This is a genomic window from Paenibacillus sp. P5_B5, from assembly GCF_056400365.1.
The window spans coordinates 148,904-167,345 of record NZ_JBFULK010000014.1 but is presented as its reverse complement, the minus strand read 5'-3'; the positions used below and the strand labels follow the sequence as shown (position 1 = coordinate 167,345).

The window sequence follows — 18,442 nt, the reverse complement described above, 5'->3', positions numbered from 1 at the left end:
GACTTGCTATAATTAGAGCTGATTGCTCAAAATTTCTTGCTAGCTTGTCTCAATCACTTACGCCGAAGCGCTCGTTCTCTCAACGTTTTGAGGTTAATAACCTCTTGTATTTCTTCACTCGTTGTTCAGTTTTCAAAGGACAATTTGTTGCTGTATTTCTCGTGTGTTGCCGTGTTGTTCAGCGGCGACTTAAATAAGATAACACAGATGTAATTTTGAAGTCAACCCTTTTGGCTCTATAGAGCCAAGCCAAAATATTACAGTAGTTATAGGGATGCTAGACTAGGACAAATTTCAGAGCCCCGAGCAGAACAACTCCCGGCAACCCTAATAGTCCTATAACCCCTAATGTCACTAGGTTTATCGGTAGTGTTAGATGAGTGTAATCTGCGAATAAATTGATCCCAATTAGAACAATAGCTCCTATCACTATATGCAAAGCAAACCGCGATAACGCACGTCCAACTTTACTACGATTTGTAAACAACTGATACAACAAACCTGCAGAAGAGATGAATAATAGTCCCCACATTACCGTTTTCATGTTACATCACTCCTCAGACTATCCTGTTGAAATTTATAATACTGTTTAGCTCGTTTATATAACGTCATATACTTTATCTCAGCTGCATTCATTAAGTAGATAATATGATCGATCTCATCTGGATCAACGACATTGTCGAACATATACTGGGCTGTAACCCAATCATGATGGGCTTTTTGAATTTCCTCTTTCAATAGCTGCGCTTCACTCCGCTGTTCATTTAGTAGTTTGCTTCTTATTCGGTTTTTTCGCCAGTTCATCCTATTATCACCTACTACTCATCCTTATTCTAAGAAACTCGTCCTACTCTATAGATATTGAGAATCATAGTTTTTAAGAACTAGCAGTTTCAGGAATTACGAATAACGAATTGTCTGGTGACGAAGTAATTGTTTAACAATGCTTGTGTAAAAACAAAAAAAGAGCCTCTCGGCTCCTTCTTGTTCCATACATTATAATTCACGTCTACCTTCAAGCGCTTTGGATAATGTGACCTCATCTGCATACTCCAGATCTCCACCAACTGGCAGACCATGAGCAATACGAGTTACTTTAAGACCAAAACCTTTGACTAACCGAGATAAATACATAGCTGTTGCTTCGCCCTCAATGTTCGGATTCGTTGCCAGGATAAGTTCCTGCACCTTCTCGTCACCGAGACGTTTGAGTAATTCAGCTACATGTATCTGATCGGGACCGATCCCCTCCATAGGAGATATAGCTCCATGAAGCACATGGTAGTACCCTGGGAATTCTTTGGTGCGTTCCATCGCAACAAGATCTTTAGATTCTTGGACCACGCAGATCACAGAAGCATCACGTGTTTTATCTTGGCAAATACGACAAGGATCAATATCCGTTATATTGCAGCAAATAGAGCAATAGTGTAAGTTTCTTTTGACATTAATTAACGATTTGGCAAAATCGACGACATCCTCTTCTTTCATGCGAATGACATGGAACGCAAGCCGTCCAGCCGTTTTGGGACCCACGCCAGGTAAGCGTGAAAAAGCATCGATCAATTTGGATATCGGTTCAGGATAATACACTGTGTTTCACCTTTTTCTATGTGAGGCTATATGTAGAACCACCTTTGACTCCTATTCAAGGACGAAAGCGGTTCTATATACTATATATTTCAAGAAGAAACGGATTCGTCTTCTTAATGCAACGAGTCCGTTTCTTAAATTAATACTAGATTTAATTGTTAGATTCTATTGTATCTATAAAACCAAGTGATTAGAACAATCCAGGAAGATTCATACCACCTGTGAATTTACCCATTTCTTGTGAGCTTGTTTCTTCAGCCTTCGTCAAAGCGTCGTTAATAGCTGTTAGTACAAGGTCTTGAAGCATTTCTACGTCATCTGGATCAACTGCTTCTGGCTTAATTGCAACAGCAAGAACCTTCTTATGACCGCTCACTGTAACAGTAACAACACCGCCGCCAGCAGAACCTTCGAATTCGCGACTACCAAGCTCTTCTTGTGCTTTCACCATTTGTTGTTGCATTTTTTTTACTTGCTTCATCATTTGATTCATATTGTTCATTGTTAGTTCTCCTTTGTTATCTTAGTTTCGATATAACGTTGTCGTACCCAATTAGTCTTCTTTAAATACAACCAAATCTTCACCAAAAAGCTTCAACGCTTCATCAACGTGAGCTTTCTCTCCGGCTGAGTCATCAGGAGCTTCTAGAAGAAGGTCCTCAGCAGGCGGAGGATTTGAAACGGTCTGCGCATCTTGCCAGTCTTTGACCATTGCAGTGAGTAATCTAACAGGCTTACCGAGCACTTCTTGCATAACCTGCTCAATGACCCCTTTGTTAGCAGGCTTCTCGGTTGTATCCCGGTGCATACCGCTACGGAAAATAACAAGTAGCGTATCACTATCATACGATACAGGCTCGCCATCTACAAGCCAAGCATGCACAGTTATCTTACGTTCCTTAACAGAGCTAAGTACTTGACTCCACTTGGCAGCCGCAGCTCGGAAATCAGCGCTAGTTACCCCATTGATAAATCGATCGAGCTGAACTTTCGTCCGAGTAGCTGATGACGTCCGGCCACCTGTTGAAGCAGCGCGTGACGGCACGCCTATTGAACTGCCGCGAGGAGCGCTATTAACGCTTCCTGCTCCGCCTTGGAGCAACTGATTAAGCTGTTCCTCCATACGCTGAATGCGCTGATTAAGTTCAGAGGTATCCTGACCTTGTGCTCCATGCCCATGTGGTTCGGCTGTAGGAGACACGGTAGAAGTCGCACTAGCAATACCAATGTTTCTTGGATCATTCTTGGCCGTACATAAACGCATGACAGCAATTTCAAGCATGAGTTGCGGCTGTGCAGCGAATTTCATTTCTCCTTGATAATGATTAAGTACATCAATCATTTGCATCAATTCACTCGAAGAGAAATCCGTAGCCAATGCTTGAAGCCGCTTAGCATCAAAAATTTGTTCAACAAGTATACTTTGTTCCGGCATTAATTTAATTAACAGTAAATCGCGGATAAAATGGATAAAGCCTTCTATAAATTTATCAGCACTCTTACCTTCCTGCATGAATCGATCAACAAGTTGCAGGGCTTCACTTACATCTTGCTTCTGCACAGTTTCGATTAGTTGCTCATAACTTTCAGACGGTAATCCACCAGTCATAGCAAGAACATCATCAATTGTGATCCGGTCGACACTAAAAGAGGATACCTGATCGAGCAAACTAATAGCATCCCTCATGCCCCCATCAGATAGCCTTGCAATATAATGCAAAGCTTCATCCTCAGCTTCAAGCTTCTCTTGCTCACACACGTAACGAAGCCAATGTACTTGATCCTCAAGAGATACACGTTTGAAGTCAAAACGTTGACAGCGCGAAAGAATCGTTGCTGGTATTTTCTGCGGGTCAGTAGTTGCTAGAATAAAAATAACATGCTGCGGCGGTTCCTCTAATGTCTTCAAGAACGCATTAAAAGCCCCTTGCGAAAGCATGTGAACCTCATCAATAATATATATTTTGCAACGAACCTCTGTCGGTGCATACTTCACTTTATCACGCAAATCGCGAATTTCATCTACACCATTATTAGATGCAGCATCAATTTCCACGACATCCATGAGTGTACCTTCCAACATTCGCAAGCAAGCTGAACACTCATTGCATGGCTCTTCAGCCGGTCCATTCTCGCAATTGACTGCTCTAGCTAATATTTTCGCTGTACTCGTTTTACCTGTACCTCTAGGTCCAGTGAACAAATAGGCATGCGATAAACGATTTTCTCGAAGCGAATTTTGTAAAGTTTGTGTGATATGCTTCTGTCCGATTACTTCGCTGAACGTTCGCGAACGCCATGTACGGTATAACGCAATATGTGCCATATTCTCCTCACTCTAATCCTAATAAATTCCTTCCTCGATCATACCAAAGAAAGGACGCGTAGGGAAGTCACTGATATGGAATACAGATTGTAAAAGAGGTACCAAATCCCTTAGAAGCTACTCGAATACTGCCACCTACATCATGAATGATGCGCTGACATACCGATAATCCAAGTCCTGTGCCATTATCCTTCGTAGTGAAAAAGGGATCAAATATCTTATCCATAACGTAGCTTGGAATGCCCGGACCTGAGTCATGGATTTCAATCCAAACATACCGTTCATCTTGATCAACTTTCTCTGTAACCGTCAGTGTGCCCCCTCCATCTGTCATTGCTTCGATGCCATTCTTGCAAATATTCAGAAATACTTGCTTGAGCATTTCTTTATCAGCTACTACAAGCGGTAAGTTAGGATGTGGAATATACTCAAGCTGGACTGTATGTAGAAGTGCCTCACCTTGAATAATTGGGAGAATATTAAGCAATACATGAGAAATATTAGTTGGTTGATACTTCACATTCTTAGGTTTAGATAACATCAGAAATTCATTCAGTAATTCATTAACACGGGTAATTTCAGCTAGCATCAAATCCACATATCCCTGCTCTCGCACCATTCCCCTTCCTTTGAATGAATTCCGGAACAATTGAAGAAAACCCTTGATAGAAGTAAGCGGATTGCGAATTTCATGTGCCGTTCCAGCAGCAATCTGACCGATCATCGAAAGTCGATCGCTTCGCTGAACCTGCTCTTCTAGTGACCGAAGATTGGTTACATCTTTAAAGAAAAGATAAGCACCTACTATTCTGCCATCATCATCCCGAAGAACATTAGAATCAAGCAATAGCTCATACCGCTTCTGATTATTGGTCCATGACACAGCGTGATTGCGCACAATAATGCCATCAAGTAAGGTTCTTTGTACTAATTGGTATTCGATTGGAACAGAAGCAAACACCACTTCCATTGATTTACCTACAATTTCATCTTTTTCGAGACCGAGAATTTTGCAGGCCATCTCACTAATTTCAACCAGACAGTATTCAGAATTAATCAGGATAACGCCTAGATTCACATCTTGTAAGAATGTTTTGGAAAAGCGCTGAAACAGGTTCTGTGCAGCCTCTTCTATCTGACGAAACACAATCATGTAAGCTTGTGATTGACCTTTTATGTTAATAACGAAGTATTCCATAGGGATTTTCTGATCTGAGATTGACGTAGCGTATGCAATACGAGAATTGTGCAAAGAAAACTCAGAAGCCTGCTTATGGGCATTCTCAAAGACTGCTGATGTAGACACATCAAACTGGACGATTTCGTCTATAGGTTTATTCGTCAATTGATCTTCTTTATATCCCAGCAGAGTTACAAAGCTGTGATTGTATAAAGTAACCGACTTCTCGACGTTAACCAAAATCATCGGATACATGAAATATAAATTCCAATAATGATTAACATCATGTAAATCATTTGTACAGTCTATATTTGTCATCTATATCACAGCCCCCTTAGGCGCGCTTAAACGATAGATCTGTAATCTTTAAAAAACTTAATTCGTTAAAACTATTTAATTTCCTGCTAATATTTCCAAAAATAAACAAAAAAAGCCGATTTTTCGTTAAATGGTTCATAACGAGTTATCGACTTAATAGTAAAACCTATATTTACTTAGTAAATTAGCCGTGCACCTGTTATTGTTCTTGCGACATAAGCGGACCTTTATCGTTAGCTCAAATCAGGTAACCCTTCGGCACATGAATAATCCTACTTACGGCTGCTTCCTTCCGGACCTGACCGGGTTCATAGGCATTCATTGCGAAGGACCCGACTCTCAACACCACGTGTAAAGGGCGGACCCTACATCTACAAGATCTCTAACAGGAATTCAACCCCGCTATAGCGGATTGCGAGTTACAGGACACCGCTACCTCCCCGTCTAGCACGGCAAAACTAAGTATAGCGGATAGTTGGACAAATATCAACTAGTGGATACAATATCCAATCATTTTTTGATCACATATCCAATAATTAACATAAAATCGCAAAAAACCTCCCAAATCACAGCGTAGCGTGTTCGCACGAATGTACGAGACTGGCTTTAGCCGCGATAAGGAAGGTTCTATTATGCAAATAATTAAATACCGTATTTCTTCTTGAAACGATCGACACGACCGCCAACATCGATAAACTTCTGCTTTCCAGTATAGAACGGATGGCAGTTCGAGCAAATTTCTACGCGAAGGTTCTCTTTAACAGAACCAGCCTCGAATGTACTACCACATGCACAAGTCACGTTAGTAATATTATAGTTCGGATGAATAGCCTCTTTCATTACGTTCACCTCTTTCCGCCCTGAACCATTATGCGGCCCAGAGTTAAATTGACACATGATAGCATTATATCATGCAAAACAATAATAACGCAATACCATTTCTTAGTTAGACGAAAGCAATCGTTACTTGATTACTTACTCATAAAAAAATCTGGCGTGTGGGTGTAAGAACCAATTTTGACATTTGGTAATTCTTCCTGAAAAATTTCGATCATTTGTTTCATCCCGAGTACTTCTCCCTGAGCTTTCGGAATTAGAGAGAGATAGCTCTCAGGGTCAATATTCAAGTTGCGCATTTGAATTAATTTCAAATCAGTCTTACGTACGAACTCAATCATTGCCTCGATTTCTTCTTCCCTATCTGTAACCCCAGGAAAAACAAGATAATTAATTGATGTATATACACCCTTCTCTGCAGCGTAACGAAGTGATTTCGCCACATTCTCAAGTGTATAACCACGTGGTCTATAATACGCGTTATAATGGTCATCCAGCGCTGAAATCGTACTAACACGCATTAAATCAAGACCTGCGTCTACGATGCCACGAATGAAATCAGTTAAACCTGCATTCGTATTAATATTAATGTACCCTAATTTTGTTTGACGACGCACTTCCTGCATCGCAGGAATAATAATTCTAGCCTGTGTCGATGGTTCTCCCTCACAGCCTTGTCCGAATGATACAATACTCTTTGGAGTTTTGAGATGTTCAAGCATAACCTCAACAAGCTCTTCAACAGTTGGTTTAAAGTCCATTCGCGTCTGAGGAGAAGGGAATCCACTATCGTCTGGCTGCTCTGAGATGCAACCGAAACAGCCTGCATTACAAGAGCTAGAGACCGGAACAGAACCTTCCCACCTACCAAGGAATGTGTTAGAGGCAGTGAGACACTCGTATTCGAGCGCACAATTGGATAAGTGCGTAAATAACCGATTGTCCGGATATTGCTCACGAAGTCTTTTGACGCCAAGTTCGAGTTCACCCAAATCACAATTACGAGGATCCCATAGCTCAGGATCATCAGTGGAATGAGCGGCAACATAAAATCCGTTATCCTTCCAAACCACTGCTGTGTATCCAAACAAAGGAAATAGCTTGGTTCGATCTGTTTTGACATAACTCGGCACAAGTAGCCGAGTGTATCCTTGGGGCAGCAAAGCACCGACTGCCTGCATGCCACTTAATCGTTCCATTGCTCCAGTAACGGGATTCATTCCGACTGCCTCTGTAAACGGTAAGGATACGAGCGTTGCTCCTTGAGGCAATGGGATTAGTTCATCATCCATAATCTCAACGATCATATCTGCACTTCGTGCTAACGCTATATAATCGGGGTGGTCATACACCTGCCCGGTTTGATCTGCAAATACCAAGTTCATGCTCATGATGCTCCTTTATTTCAACGTACCTGTTACTCTGCTTTCTCTGCCACGTGATACGCTTACGCCATTGCCAGAGCCTTTAATTGTTTCCAAGCTATCTAAGAACTCTTGGTTTGTTTTGGTATTCCCTAATTTCTTAATTAAGGCTTCCATATATTCGTTCGAATCAATCATGCCTTTACGTAGCGTCCACACCTTCTCAAGCTCTTCCTTACCAAGAAGCAGCTCTTCATGACGTGTTCCTGAACGACGGATGTCGATAGATGGGAAAATGCGACGTTCTGCTAACTTACGATCCAGATGAAGCTCTAAATTACCAGTACCTTTAAATTCTTCATAAATCACATCATCCATACGTGATCCTGTTTCAACTAGCGCAGTTGCAAGAATCGTTAAAGATCCGCCTTCTTCGATATTTCTAGCTGCACCGAAGAAACGCTTAGGACGGTGGAAAGCTCCAGGATCAATACCACCTGATAACGTACGTCCGGATGGAGGAACTACTAAGTTATAAGCTCTTGCTAAACGTGTAATACTATCGAGTAAGATAACAACATCTTTCTTAGACTCAACTAGGCGTTGTGCCCGTTCAAGTACAAGCTCTGCTACCTTGATGTGATTCTCAGGCAATTCATCAAATGTCGAAGCGACAACCTCACCTTTGACAAAACGCTGCATGTCAGTTACTTCTTCAGGTCGCTCATCGATTAGTAGAACAAACAATTCAATATCAGGATAATTAGTAGAAATGGAGTTAGCGATTTCTTTAAGCAGCAACGTTTTACCTGCTTTGGGCGGAGCCACAATCAGTCCACGTTGTCCAAGGCCAACAGGTGCAAGCATATCCATAATACGTGTTGATAGCTTATTAGGAGTCGTTTCTAGTGTAATTCTAACTTGTGGGTACAAAGGTGTAAGTGCAGGGAAGTGTAACCGTTCAGCAGCAGTATCTGGACTTTCTCCATTAACCGCTTCTACATGTAGCAATCCAAAATAACGCTCATTCTCTTTAGGTGGTCGACACTTACCTGAGACCATGTCTCCGCTTCTCAAATCAAATTTACGAATTTGTGATGCGGAGATATAAATATCTTCTGCACTAGGTAAATAGTTTATCGGTCGAAGGAAACCAAATCCCTCAGGCAAAATTTCTAATACGCCCTGCATAAACATGAGACCCCCATGCTCAGCCTGGGCTCTTAAGATAGCAAAAATGAGTTCTTTCTTCTTCATTTGGCCGTAATACGGAATTTGATATTTTTTTGCAAGTTTATAAAGCTCCGTTAGTTTCTGTGTTTCTAGCTCACCTAAATTCATATCCATGGTTCGGTTGATCACCACACTTTTTCTTATTATTATATTTCATCTCAATTTACCGCTCTATAGAAATACTACTTAGTTTGACCGCAGTTCATGTAATTTATTCCAAATCATGTAGCGTTAAAGCGAATATCTAGCACCCTATTCTTGTTCACGCCAAATCTCAGCACCTAGTGTAGTCAAATTTTCTACTAGATTGTCATATCCACGCTCAATGAACTCAAGACCGCCCACTTCTGTAATACCATTCGGAACTACCAGACCCGCTATCACCAGAGCAGCCCCTGCACGGAGGTCAGTTGCCTTAACTTTAGCAGCACTTAATACACTGCTTTCGATAACCGCTGATCGGCCTTCTAATTTAACCTTAGCTCCCATACGAAGTAACTCCGGAACTTGTTTGAAACGGCTACTATACACATGGTCAGTAAGAATACTAACCCCTTTGGCTTGTGTTAATAGAATAGACATCGGTGATTGTAGATCAGTAGCAAAGCCTGGATACACGAGTGCTTTCACGTCTACACTGTTATATTCAGGTTGACCTACGATACGAATGGATTCATCCATTTCATAAACATGAACACCCATCTCGATTAGCTTAGCAGTTACAGCCTCCATATGTTTCGGAATTATCTGATCAATGGTAACATCGCCACGCGTTGCTGCAGCAGCAATCATGTATGTGCCTACTTGAATCCGGTCCGGAATAATCGAGTGATGACATCCATGCATCGAGTCTACGCCTTCAATACGAATCGTTTCCGTTCCGGCACCCTTAATTTTGGCACCCATTGCATTTAGTAGTGTAGCTACATCAACAATCTCTGGTTCCTTGGCAGCATTCTCAATCACGGTTGAACCCTTAGCTCTAGAAGCCGCAAGCATAATATTAATCGTTGCACCTACACTAACCATATCTAAATATATTTTAGCACCACGGAGCTCATTGGCTTTAATCCGCAACGCACCATTTTCGTTCGTTACAACTGCACCTAAAGCTTCAAAACCTTTAATGTGTAAATCTATTGGACGCGGTTCGAAATTACATCCACCGGGTAAGCCTATCGTCGCTTCCCCAAAACGGCCAAGCAAAGCTCCCATTAAATAATAAGAAGCACGTAATTTGCTCACTTTTCCATTTGGCATCGGAATTGATTGTAAATCTGAAGGATCAATTGTCATTTGGTCTTCGTTCCATGATACCTTAGCACCAAGCTCGCCTAGAATATCTGCATACACTTCCACATCACTTACATGTGGTAAATTATCTAAAGTAACCGCTGATTCCGCCAAAACAGCAGCTGGAATGAGCGCAAGAGCGCTGTTCTTGGCACCGCTAATACGAATGGTGCCTCTTAATGGGCGACCACCGGCTATCATAAGTTTGTCCATATCTTTTCCTATTCCCCCTACAAGCCAAACATGGATAATTCCTGGAGTTAATCAATGAAGGATTCTAAAAGAAATGGCTTCTCTATCCTTTACAGGATGGATGCATTTCTTAAGGTTATACCGAATTTATGGAGCAAAACTTATAAATTCTGTATAACTAAGCGGAAACGACTACACCATTCTCACGGACGGGTACGTTTCCTAGATGTTAATAGAAGAAGGAAATGGTGTTGGTGCTTGCAAGGCAAGCACCAACAATAAATCCATTTCCATAATTAGTGGCTTTGGAACTTTATGCTTTACCTGCACTACCGAATAGTTGAATTTTGGATTTAACCACTTCAACCATTGCTTTACGAGCAGGAGTTAGATATTTACGAGGATCATACACTTTGCCGTCAGCATTAAGTACATCGCGAATAGCTTGTGTCATAGCAACTTGATTCTCAGTATTTACGTTGATTTTGCCTACACCAGCTTGAACCGCCTTACGGATCATTTCGTCTGGCACGCCTGAACCACCGTGCAATACAACAGAAGCAGGGATTGCATCAACAACTGTTTTAATAATATCAAAGTGAATGTTTGGCTCGCCAGCATACATGCCGTGTGCAGTACCTACAGCAATTGCCAATGCATCAACTTTAGTTTCTTCATAGAAACGAATAGCTTCTTCTGGCTTAGCAAGGCTTGCATTCTTCTCGTCAACAGAAATATCATCCTCTGTTCCGCCGATTGTACCAAGCTCACCCTCAACAGAAACGCCCATTGCGTGTGCTGCTTTAACAACTTCTTTAGTCAAACGAATGTTATCTTCAAATGAGTGGTGGGAACCATCGAACATAACTGATGAGAATCCAGCACGGATACATTTCATAGCTACTTCGAACGAACTACCATGATCTAAATGAAGTGCAATCGGTAATCCAGATTGCTTAGCAGCAGCTTCTGCAATCGCAACTGTATACTCGATACCCATATATTTCAAAGCACCTTCTGATACACCAAAAATAATCGGTGAATTTAATTCCATTGCAGCTTCAGTAATCGCTTGTGCAAACTCTAGGTTGTTCATGTTAAACTGACCTACTGCAAATCTTTCTGCTTTAGCTTGAGGTAAAAACTCATTCATAGATACAAGTGGCATTCTTAACTCCTCCTAGTCGATTGTGTAAGCATCTTTATAATCTAAAACACACGCTGATATTATAGCACACTTCATACCAAATATTAAACGACGCTTGTGATAAAACTAACAAGTTAATATGATCGGCTATTTTTAACGCGAGATTTCGTTAGGTATATCGGTGAATTGCTCGTTTACTGCATGACGTAGTTCATCGATATCAAATGGCTTCGTAAAATGCATCAAAGCACCATTCATGGTTGTTTCTTTGATCATATCCAGTTCACCATATGCTGTCATCATAATGACTTTAATCGACGGATCAATATCCTTAATATGTTTTAAGATTTCTAAACCATCCATACCTGGTATTTTCATATCGAGCAATACAAGATGAGGTGATTCTTTTCTAACTAGTTCAAGCGCTAATTTACCGTTCGAAGCTTGAAAAGTCGTATAACCTTCCGTCATAAACAATTCGGTCAGGAGTATGCGGATCCCATGCTGATCATCAACAATTAACAGCTTCTTTTTCAACTATATCCCCCCCTTGAATTGAATAGCGAACTTTCATTTAAATCGCACTTCTCATTTACTGAGATTAATTCGCTACTCATTTGGAAAATCCTTCTATAGTCAAAGGGGGAGTTATATATTTCAATTCATTCTACAAATGTTGTTTTAGGGCTGCCTTAACAAATTCGCGGAATAATGGTTGTGGACGATTTGGTCTTGAAGTAAATTCCGGATGGAATTGAACAGCAAGGAACCATGGGTGATCTGGCAATTCCACTATTTCTACTAGGCGACCATCAGGTGATGTACCCGTAACTCGTAGACCAGCTTCTTCAATCGCATCACGATATTCGTTATTAAACTCATAACGGTGACGGTGACGCTCATACACTAATTCATCTTCATAGCAATCCGCTGCTAATGAGCCTTCAACCAATTTACATGGATATAAACCTAATCTCATCGTACCGCCAAGATTTTCAATATCCTTCTGTTCAGGTAGAAGATCAATAACTGGATATGGTGTTGCAGGATTAATTTCTGAAGAGTTAGCTCCAATAAGTCCTGTTAGATTGCGTGCATATTCTATAACAGCTACTTGCATGCCAAGACAAATACCAAAGAACGGAACTTTGCTTGATCTTGCATATCGAATGGCTGAAATCTTACCTTCAATACCACGATCGCCGAATCCACCAGGCACAAGGATACCATCCACTCCAGCTAGGCTTTCAGCAACGTTATCATCCGTTAATTCCTCAGCATCAACCCAGCGGATCTTCACCTCAGAATTAACTTGGAATCCAGCATGACTAAGGGATTCAACAATACTTAAATAAGCATCATGCAAAGCAACATATTTACCAACAATAGCGATTTCGGTCGTATGCTTTAGGTTCTTAACAACTTCAACAAGACTTTCCCACTCGCGATTGTCTGGCTTTTTCGTCTCAAGCTTCAAGTGATTAACGACGATATCGTCTAATCCTTGTTCATGTAACATAAGTGGCACTTCATAAAGTGTATCTGCATCTCGACATTCAATAACTGCATTCGCATCTATATCACAGAACAAGCTTACTTTATGTTTGATGTCTTCAGACAAAGCATGTTCTGTCCGGCATACGATAACATGAGGTTGAATTCCTAAACCACGCAGCTCTTTGACACTGTGCTGAGTCGGCTTCGTTTTCACTTCACCTGCTGCCTTAATATACGGAATTAATGTTACATGAATATACATCACGTTATCGCGGCCAATATCACCTTTAATCTGACGAATGGCTTCAAGGAAAGGTAAGCTCTCAATATCCCCTACTGTTCCACCTATTTCCGTAATTACAACATCAGAATGTGTTTCACGTCCTGCACGAAACACACGGTCTTTGATTTCATTTGTAATGTGTGGAATGACTTGTACCGTTCCACCTAAGTATTCTCCGCGGCGTTCCTTCGAAATAACAGATGAATATACTTTACCTGTTGTCACGTTGGAATTCTTAGATAAATTAATATCAATAAAACGCTCGTAGTGGCCTAAATCGAGATCCGTTTCAGCACCATCATCAGTTACAAATACTTCACCATGTTGATAAGGGCTCATTGTTCCTGGGTCCACGTTAAGATAAGGATCGAATTTTTGGATCGTTACTTTAAGGCCGCGGTTCTTAAGCAGTCTTCCAAGAGATGCTGCTGTAATCCCCTTGCCTAAAGAAGAAACTACACCACCTGTAACAAAAATGTATTTAGTCATTGATTGATAAACCCTCCCACATCATTATGATTGTATACTTTCTGATTCACTCAATTCTTTGTCCAATGAGCATATAAACATGAAAAAACAGATTCGTATCCTTTATAGGACGAAAAGAACGTTTCTTCAGGAAACCGTGATGTCTGTCCATCTTTATATTGCTTTACAAACGGTTTCCTAATGTATGCAAATCGGATAAACCACTATAAAAAATAAAAAAAGTGACACCCGTATCGTTAACGGGGGCACTTTTTGTAGTTTCTTTAACTTCTATTTTTCAAGTAAAGATGTATTGCCATTTGAAGCCCATGCAATAGTTTACTCTGAACCAAGCAGGCTGTCAAGACAAGATATTTAGAAGTTATTTATCATCTTCTTCTGAATCATCGTCGTCCTCAGAGTCGTCAGCAAATTCATCTTCCTCTGCAACAACAATCTCTTCAGTATCAATTTCTTCGATTTCTTCTTCCTCTTCGACCTCTTCATCTTCATAGAAAGCAGGATCGGCCTCTGTTTCGGCTTCGCTGTCAAACTCACTATGCGAATCATAATTATCGAATCCGGAATCATCGTAGCTTTCCTCTTCTTCCACATAATCATCAAGATCGTCATCTTCATCATTGATGATTCTTGGACGCTTAGCCCCTGCTACAGAGTCTTCGCCCTTCTCAACAGGATACCAACGCTTGAGTCCCCACAAATTCGTGCCGACACAAGCAAATCGTCCGTCGATATTTATTTCCGTATATAGTTGTGCAATCACATCCATCATTTGCTGATCAGATAGTCCTTTAATTTTCGCAATTTCTTGCATTAGGTCACGATAATAATACGGCGTATTTGCCGTTTTCAACAATACAAAAGCTAGATCCACCATGGGCATTTCACGAGCTTGATCCTCGGAAATTTTGAGCGTAATTGGGCTGCTCATCACTAGCACATCCTTTCGACTACTTTTCTATAAACAACATACTTAATACCTTATCCAATATCTTCATTAAGTAAAACCTATTTTATGTAAAAATGCAACCCTAGCTAGAACTCCACTAGGATGGAATGAATTTATCCATCTCTGTTAGACAAATGCCCCATTAAAAAGGACAAAGCGAAGGTTACCCTTCGCTTCAGACTGTATCCTGCAAGAGACATAAACAATAATCTCTCCCTTCCATCGTATGATGTTCCCCTCCTATTGACACGGCATCAAACCAATTTATTTATAAAAGGCAAACGCTCGGTCAGGTTGTATCGCATGTACATACAATGTTGAAAATTCGATACAAGGTGTGTACTGGGGGAATGAGAATTTGGACTCTACAGACTTGTTCGACACGCTACAAGAAGAAATCCAACTCTCACAAGGGGCAATGGACAAACACATCATCCGATTTCACACCAAAGAAGACTATGAGGCATGTATCGATTACATGAACGAATTGAATGATGTGGGTAACGAGCTTGAAGAAATACAGTATCTTGGCATTATAAGTGCTATCTCTTGTTCCATACGATCTCATTCCGCACTTTTGAAATTTCCTCATATCAAGTCAATTGAAGAAGATACTCGAATAAACATTCATTTCGCATCTGTTACTAGTAATAACACACTCGAAATGTCTCGAAATAAACTGTATAACGGCACACAGATGATTCCATGGGGAGTTAACCAAATTAAAGCCCCCCAAGTTTGGAAAAAGTCTCAAGGAGGCAAAATCAATATTGGGATCATTGATACAGGAATTGATCCAACTCATCCCGATCTTAGATCATCTGTTTACCAAGGAATCAATTTAATATTTCCTGGTATGCCACCAACGGATGATAATGGCCATGGGACTCACATTGCCGGTATCATCGCAGGAGCATCAACACGCCAAGGGATACTTGGGGTTGCACCACTCTCTGCCATCCATGCTGTCAAAGCATTCGACAGATTTGGAAGCGCCTATGTCTCAGATATAATAGCTGGCATCGACTGGTGTGTTGAGAACGATATGGACATCATCAATATGAGTTTCGGAATGAAATCCTATTCACTTGCTCTAGAGAGCACAATTAAATCCGCATATAAAGCAGGTAAAATCATCGTTGCATCATGTGGAAATGAAGGTAGAAAAGCATCAATCGACTACCCAGCCAGGTTCCATCAAGTCGTCTCTGTTGGCGCTACAACTCGTACAGGAAAAGTCGCAAGCTTCAGTAATAAAGGTAAGCGTATCGATATCTATGCTCCTGGCGAGAAAATTTATTCCTGCTGGTTGAATAGCAAATATAACGAGCTCAGCGGGACATCAATGGCCACAGCGCACGTTACGGGTGTTATTGCACTCATGCTTGGAGCGAAGCCGAGTTTGAAGCCGCTTCAAGTGAAGCAGGCTCTCAAACGGAATTCGATCTCCTTCACAAAGGAGAAACGAGAAGGCATTCCCGGACAGCTCAATGCTAGACGGGCTCTAAGCTCCATTACACGCTCCACATCCAAGAAGGGTACAACAAGCAACAAGTCCGACTAATTAATTTATTCATACACATTATTCCAAGTTTCTTATATCGAACCTCACATCATTACATGCGTTCTGGCGCAGATACTCCAACAGCAGCAAGTACGTTGCGAAGTACGATCTGTAGCGCACGTAAGAGCGCAAATCTTGCTTGTGTCTGCTCTGCGTCTTCTGTAATAACTCGCTCTGCTTTATAGTAAGAGTGGAATTGGCTCGCAAGTTCGTAGACATAACGAATCAAACGATGCGGCGCATACTGGCGAGCTGCTTCCGCAACTTCTTCAGGTAGCTCACCCATTTTACGAAGTAAGTCGAATTCCGCTTCAGCCGTTAGACGTGAGAGATCAACTTCCGAGAGCTCTTGAAGAACAACTCCTTGTTCTTCAGCCTGTCTGAAGATTGAACATATGCGAGCATAGGCATATTGCACATAGAAGACAGGGTTTTCATTGGATTTTGATACAGCTAAATCCATGTCGAAATCTAGGTGTGAATCCATACTGCGCATCGTGAAGAAATAGCGAATGGCGTCGACACCAACTTCATCCATCAGGTCTTCCATTGTCACAGCTTTACCTGTACGCTTCGACATTTTGACCTTCTCACCATCTTGGAACAAGGAAACCATTTGAGCAATCAGCACGGTTAGCTTATCTGCATCATAACCAAGTGATGACATAGCTGCTTTCATCCGTGGAATATAACCGTGATGGTCTGCTCCCCATATGTTAATCATTTGATCGTATCCACGTTTATATTTATTCCGGTGATAAGCAATATCAGGTGTTAAATAAGTGAAAGTCCCATCATTCTTAATAAGTACCCGATCCTTGTCATCACCAAAATCCGATGTCCGAAGCCATGTAGCACCTTCATGCTCGAATACATAACCACTTGCTCGTAGATCTGCTAGTGCGAGTTCAAGTTGTCCGCTTGTATAAATTGAGGTCTCTGAGAACCATTCATCGAACGTAACACCGAAGCGACCCAGATCACGTTTGATTTTATCTAATTCGCGTGACAGCCCGTAATCTCGAAAGAACGTAAGTCGTTCTTCCTCTGACATGCTTAACAGGCTATCTCCCTTCTCAGCTACAAGCTCATTAGCAAAGCCTTTAATATCCTCGCCGTGGTAGCCATCCTCTGGCATATCTACTTCACGACCTAGTGCTTGCAAATAACGAGCTTCGATTGACTTAGCAAGGTTCCCGACTTGGTTACCGGCATCATTAATATAATACTCACGTGTCACTTCGTAACCAGCCATCGATAGTACATTACAAAGTGCATCACCTACCGCCGCACCACGTGCATGTCCAAGGTGTAAGGAACCCGTAGGGTTAGCACTTACGAACTCCATTTGCACTTTACGTCCTCCGCCAACATCAACAGAACCGTAGCGATCCTCTTGACTGAGCACTTGACCTATAACAGGATAAACATAGCTTTTATTCATATGAAAGTTAATAAAACCAGGTCCCGCAATTTCAATCTCGGAAATATGCGCTTTATTTTTATCGATCTCAGCAACTAGCTTCTCAGCGATTACACGCGGGTTCTGCTTGGCAATCCGAGTTAATTGCATCGCAATATTAGAAGCAAAATCACCATGTGTTTTATCTTTAGGGATTTCAAGTACGATCTCAGGCAATTGGTCAGCAGTTACTAAATTGGTTGCTACAACGGCTTCAATAATGGCTTCCTTCAAATCATTCTTTACTTGTTCAAGCACGTTCATTAGGTTAACCCTCCATTTTTATATAGCTATATCTGTAATTGTTAGTTTAATTGTAAAAAGACCAGCAGGATCATCCATTACTTCCAGATCATATTCCCATTCAACCAAACCGTTGCCACAATCATCTAATTTCGTATGTAGATAATGTGTGTACAAGCGTAAATTCATCTTCCCATGGACAGTCTGATAATATCCATTCATCCACTCTCCGGGCAAAAATGTTTGCTCAGCGGAAATTTGACCATGTCGAATAATTTTCATACGATCAACATCTATTTTCATAGTCGTCGTCGTTCGCCCCGTCTCAGGCTGAGTTTCCTCATATCGAATATAGATGTGGTCGTTCTTCAGATATAAGTCACCCTCAGCTTCTTGCACGATGTGCTGTCCCATATTCGCGCTATCTAACGTAATACGCACCTTACGTTTAGCTGTCATGACTCTGCTCCCT

The 18,442-nt window shown here is 41.2% G+C and carries 18 protein-coding genes and 1 other RNA gene; 2 read left to right on the top strand and 17 right to left on the bottom strand.

The genetic code is table 11. The annotated features are described in order from the left end of the window. Positions 1 to 197 (top strand): hypothetical protein (locus AC1DOK_RS18380; RefSeq protein WP_477555763.1); only part of this gene is annotated, 197 nt, incomplete at its 5' end. 80 nt (positions 198 to 277) lie between these two features. On the opposite strand, the gene AC1DOK_RS18375 is transcribed toward AC1DOK_RS18380, so the two are convergent. The 15 genes from AC1DOK_RS18375 to rpoE form a co-directional block, all read right to left on the bottom strand. Next, entirely contained in the window at positions 278 to 544 is a 267-nt protein-coding gene (locus AC1DOK_RS18375) for a pro-sigmaK processing inhibitor BofA family protein (protein ID WP_477555762.1), read from the bottom strand. Further along, complete coding sequence (locus AC1DOK_RS18370; RefSeq protein WP_477555761.1) at positions 541 to 804, bottom strand: DUF2508 family protein; 264 nt, start codon at positions 802 to 804, stop codon at positions 541 to 543. The genes AC1DOK_RS18375 and AC1DOK_RS18370 overlap by 4 nt, the downstream gene beginning before the upstream one ends. Positions 805 to 996: 192 nt before the next feature. After that, positions 997 to 1,593, bottom strand: a complete 597-nt coding sequence (gene recR, locus AC1DOK_RS18365) for a recombination mediator RecR (RefSeq protein WP_477555760.1) — start codon at positions 1,591 to 1,593, stop codon at positions 997 to 999. Between the two features lie 190 nt (positions 1,594 to 1,783). Continuing rightward, positions 1,784 to 2,095 carry a YbaB/EbfC family nucleoid-associated protein gene (locus AC1DOK_RS18360; protein WP_477555759.1) on the bottom strand — a complete coding sequence of 104 codons (312 nt, stop codon included), beginning with the start codon at positions 2,093 to 2,095 and terminating at the stop codon, positions 1,784 to 1,786. A 51-nt stretch (positions 2,096 to 2,146) separates the two neighbouring features. Continuing rightward, on the bottom strand, positions 2,147 to 3,919 hold the full coding sequence (gene dnaX, locus AC1DOK_RS18355) for a DNA polymerase III subunit gamma/tau (RefSeq protein ID WP_477555758.1): 1,773 nt from the start codon (positions 3,917 to 3,919) through the stop codon (positions 2,147 to 2,149). Positions 3,920 to 3,986: 67 nt separating this feature from the next. After that, entirely contained in the window at positions 3,987 to 5,417 is a 1,431-nt protein-coding gene (locus AC1DOK_RS18350; protein ID WP_477555757.1) for an ATP-binding protein, read from the bottom strand. A gap of 188 nt (positions 5,418 to 5,605) precedes the next feature. Beyond that, positions 5,606 to 5,870: signal recognition particle sRNA large type (gene ffs / locus AC1DOK_RS18345), an RNA gene on the bottom strand. Positions 5,871 to 6,059: 189 nt separating this feature from the next. Beyond that, positions 6,060 to 6,257 (bottom strand): 50S ribosomal protein L31, encoded by a 198-nt coding sequence (gene rpmE, locus AC1DOK_RS18340; RefSeq protein ID WP_477555756.1) that lies wholly within the window; start codon positions 6,255 to 6,257, stop codon positions 6,060 to 6,062. A 131-nt stretch (positions 6,258 to 6,388) separates the two neighbouring features. Next, positions 6,389 to 7,639, bottom strand: a complete 1,251-nt coding sequence (locus AC1DOK_RS18335; protein WP_477555755.1) for a radical SAM family protein — start codon at positions 7,637 to 7,639, stop codon at positions 6,389 to 6,391. Between the two features lie 15 nt (positions 7,640 to 7,654). Beyond that, complete coding sequence (rho, locus tag AC1DOK_RS18330) at positions 7,655 to 8,965, bottom strand: transcription termination factor Rho (protein WP_477555754.1); 1,311 nt, start codon at positions 8,963 to 8,965, stop codon at positions 7,655 to 7,657. A gap of 138 nt (positions 8,966 to 9,103) precedes the next feature. After that, positions 9,104 to 10,357: a UDP-N-acetylglucosamine 1-carboxyvinyltransferase gene (locus tag AC1DOK_RS18325; protein WP_477555753.1), complete on the bottom strand. Its 1,254-nt coding sequence runs from the start codon at positions 10,355 to 10,357 to the stop codon at positions 9,104 to 9,106. Positions 10,358 to 10,649: 292 nt separating this feature from the next. Next, positions 10,650 to 11,504 (bottom strand): class II fructose-1,6-bisphosphate aldolase, encoded by an 855-nt coding sequence (fba, locus tag AC1DOK_RS18320; protein ID WP_477555752.1) that lies wholly within the window; start codon positions 11,502 to 11,504, stop codon positions 10,650 to 10,652. A 132-nt stretch (positions 11,505 to 11,636) separates the two neighbouring features. After that, positions 11,637 to 12,020: a response regulator gene (locus tag AC1DOK_RS18315; protein ID WP_477555751.1), complete on the bottom strand. Its 384-nt coding sequence runs from the start codon at positions 12,018 to 12,020 to the stop codon at positions 11,637 to 11,639. A 130-nt stretch (positions 12,021 to 12,150) separates the two neighbouring features. Continuing rightward, on the bottom strand, positions 12,151 to 13,752 hold the full coding sequence (locus AC1DOK_RS18310; protein WP_477555750.1) for a CTP synthase: 1,602 nt from the start codon (positions 13,750 to 13,752) through the stop codon (positions 12,151 to 12,153). Between the two features lie 361 nt (positions 13,753 to 14,113). Continuing rightward, positions 14,114 to 14,683: a DNA-directed RNA polymerase subunit delta gene (gene rpoE / locus AC1DOK_RS18305; RefSeq protein ID WP_477555749.1), complete on the bottom strand. Its 570-nt coding sequence runs from the start codon at positions 14,681 to 14,683 to the stop codon at positions 14,114 to 14,116. 376 nt (positions 14,684 to 15,059) lie between these two features. Between rpoE and AC1DOK_RS18300 the strand changes: the two genes are divergently transcribed. Then, on the top strand, positions 15,060 to 16,265 hold the full coding sequence (locus tag AC1DOK_RS18300) for a S8 family peptidase (RefSeq protein ID WP_477555748.1): 1,206 nt from the start codon (positions 15,060 to 15,062) through the stop codon (positions 16,263 to 16,265). Between the two features lie 52 nt (positions 16,266 to 16,317). Here AC1DOK_RS18300 and argS read toward each other — a convergent pair whose 3' ends face one another. Both argS and AC1DOK_RS18290 read right to left on the bottom strand, forming a co-directional pair. After that, positions 16,318 to 17,991: an arginine--tRNA ligase gene (argS, locus tag AC1DOK_RS18295; RefSeq protein ID WP_477555747.1), complete on the bottom strand. Its 1,674-nt coding sequence runs from the start codon at positions 17,989 to 17,991 to the stop codon at positions 16,318 to 16,320. Between the two features lie 18 nt (positions 17,992 to 18,009). Next, positions 18,010 to 18,429 carry a YwiB family protein gene (locus AC1DOK_RS18290; RefSeq protein ID WP_477555746.1) on the bottom strand — a complete coding sequence of 140 codons (420 nt, stop codon included), beginning with the start codon at positions 18,427 to 18,429 and terminating at the stop codon, positions 18,010 to 18,012. Positions 18,430 to 18,442: the final 13 nt, after the last annotated feature.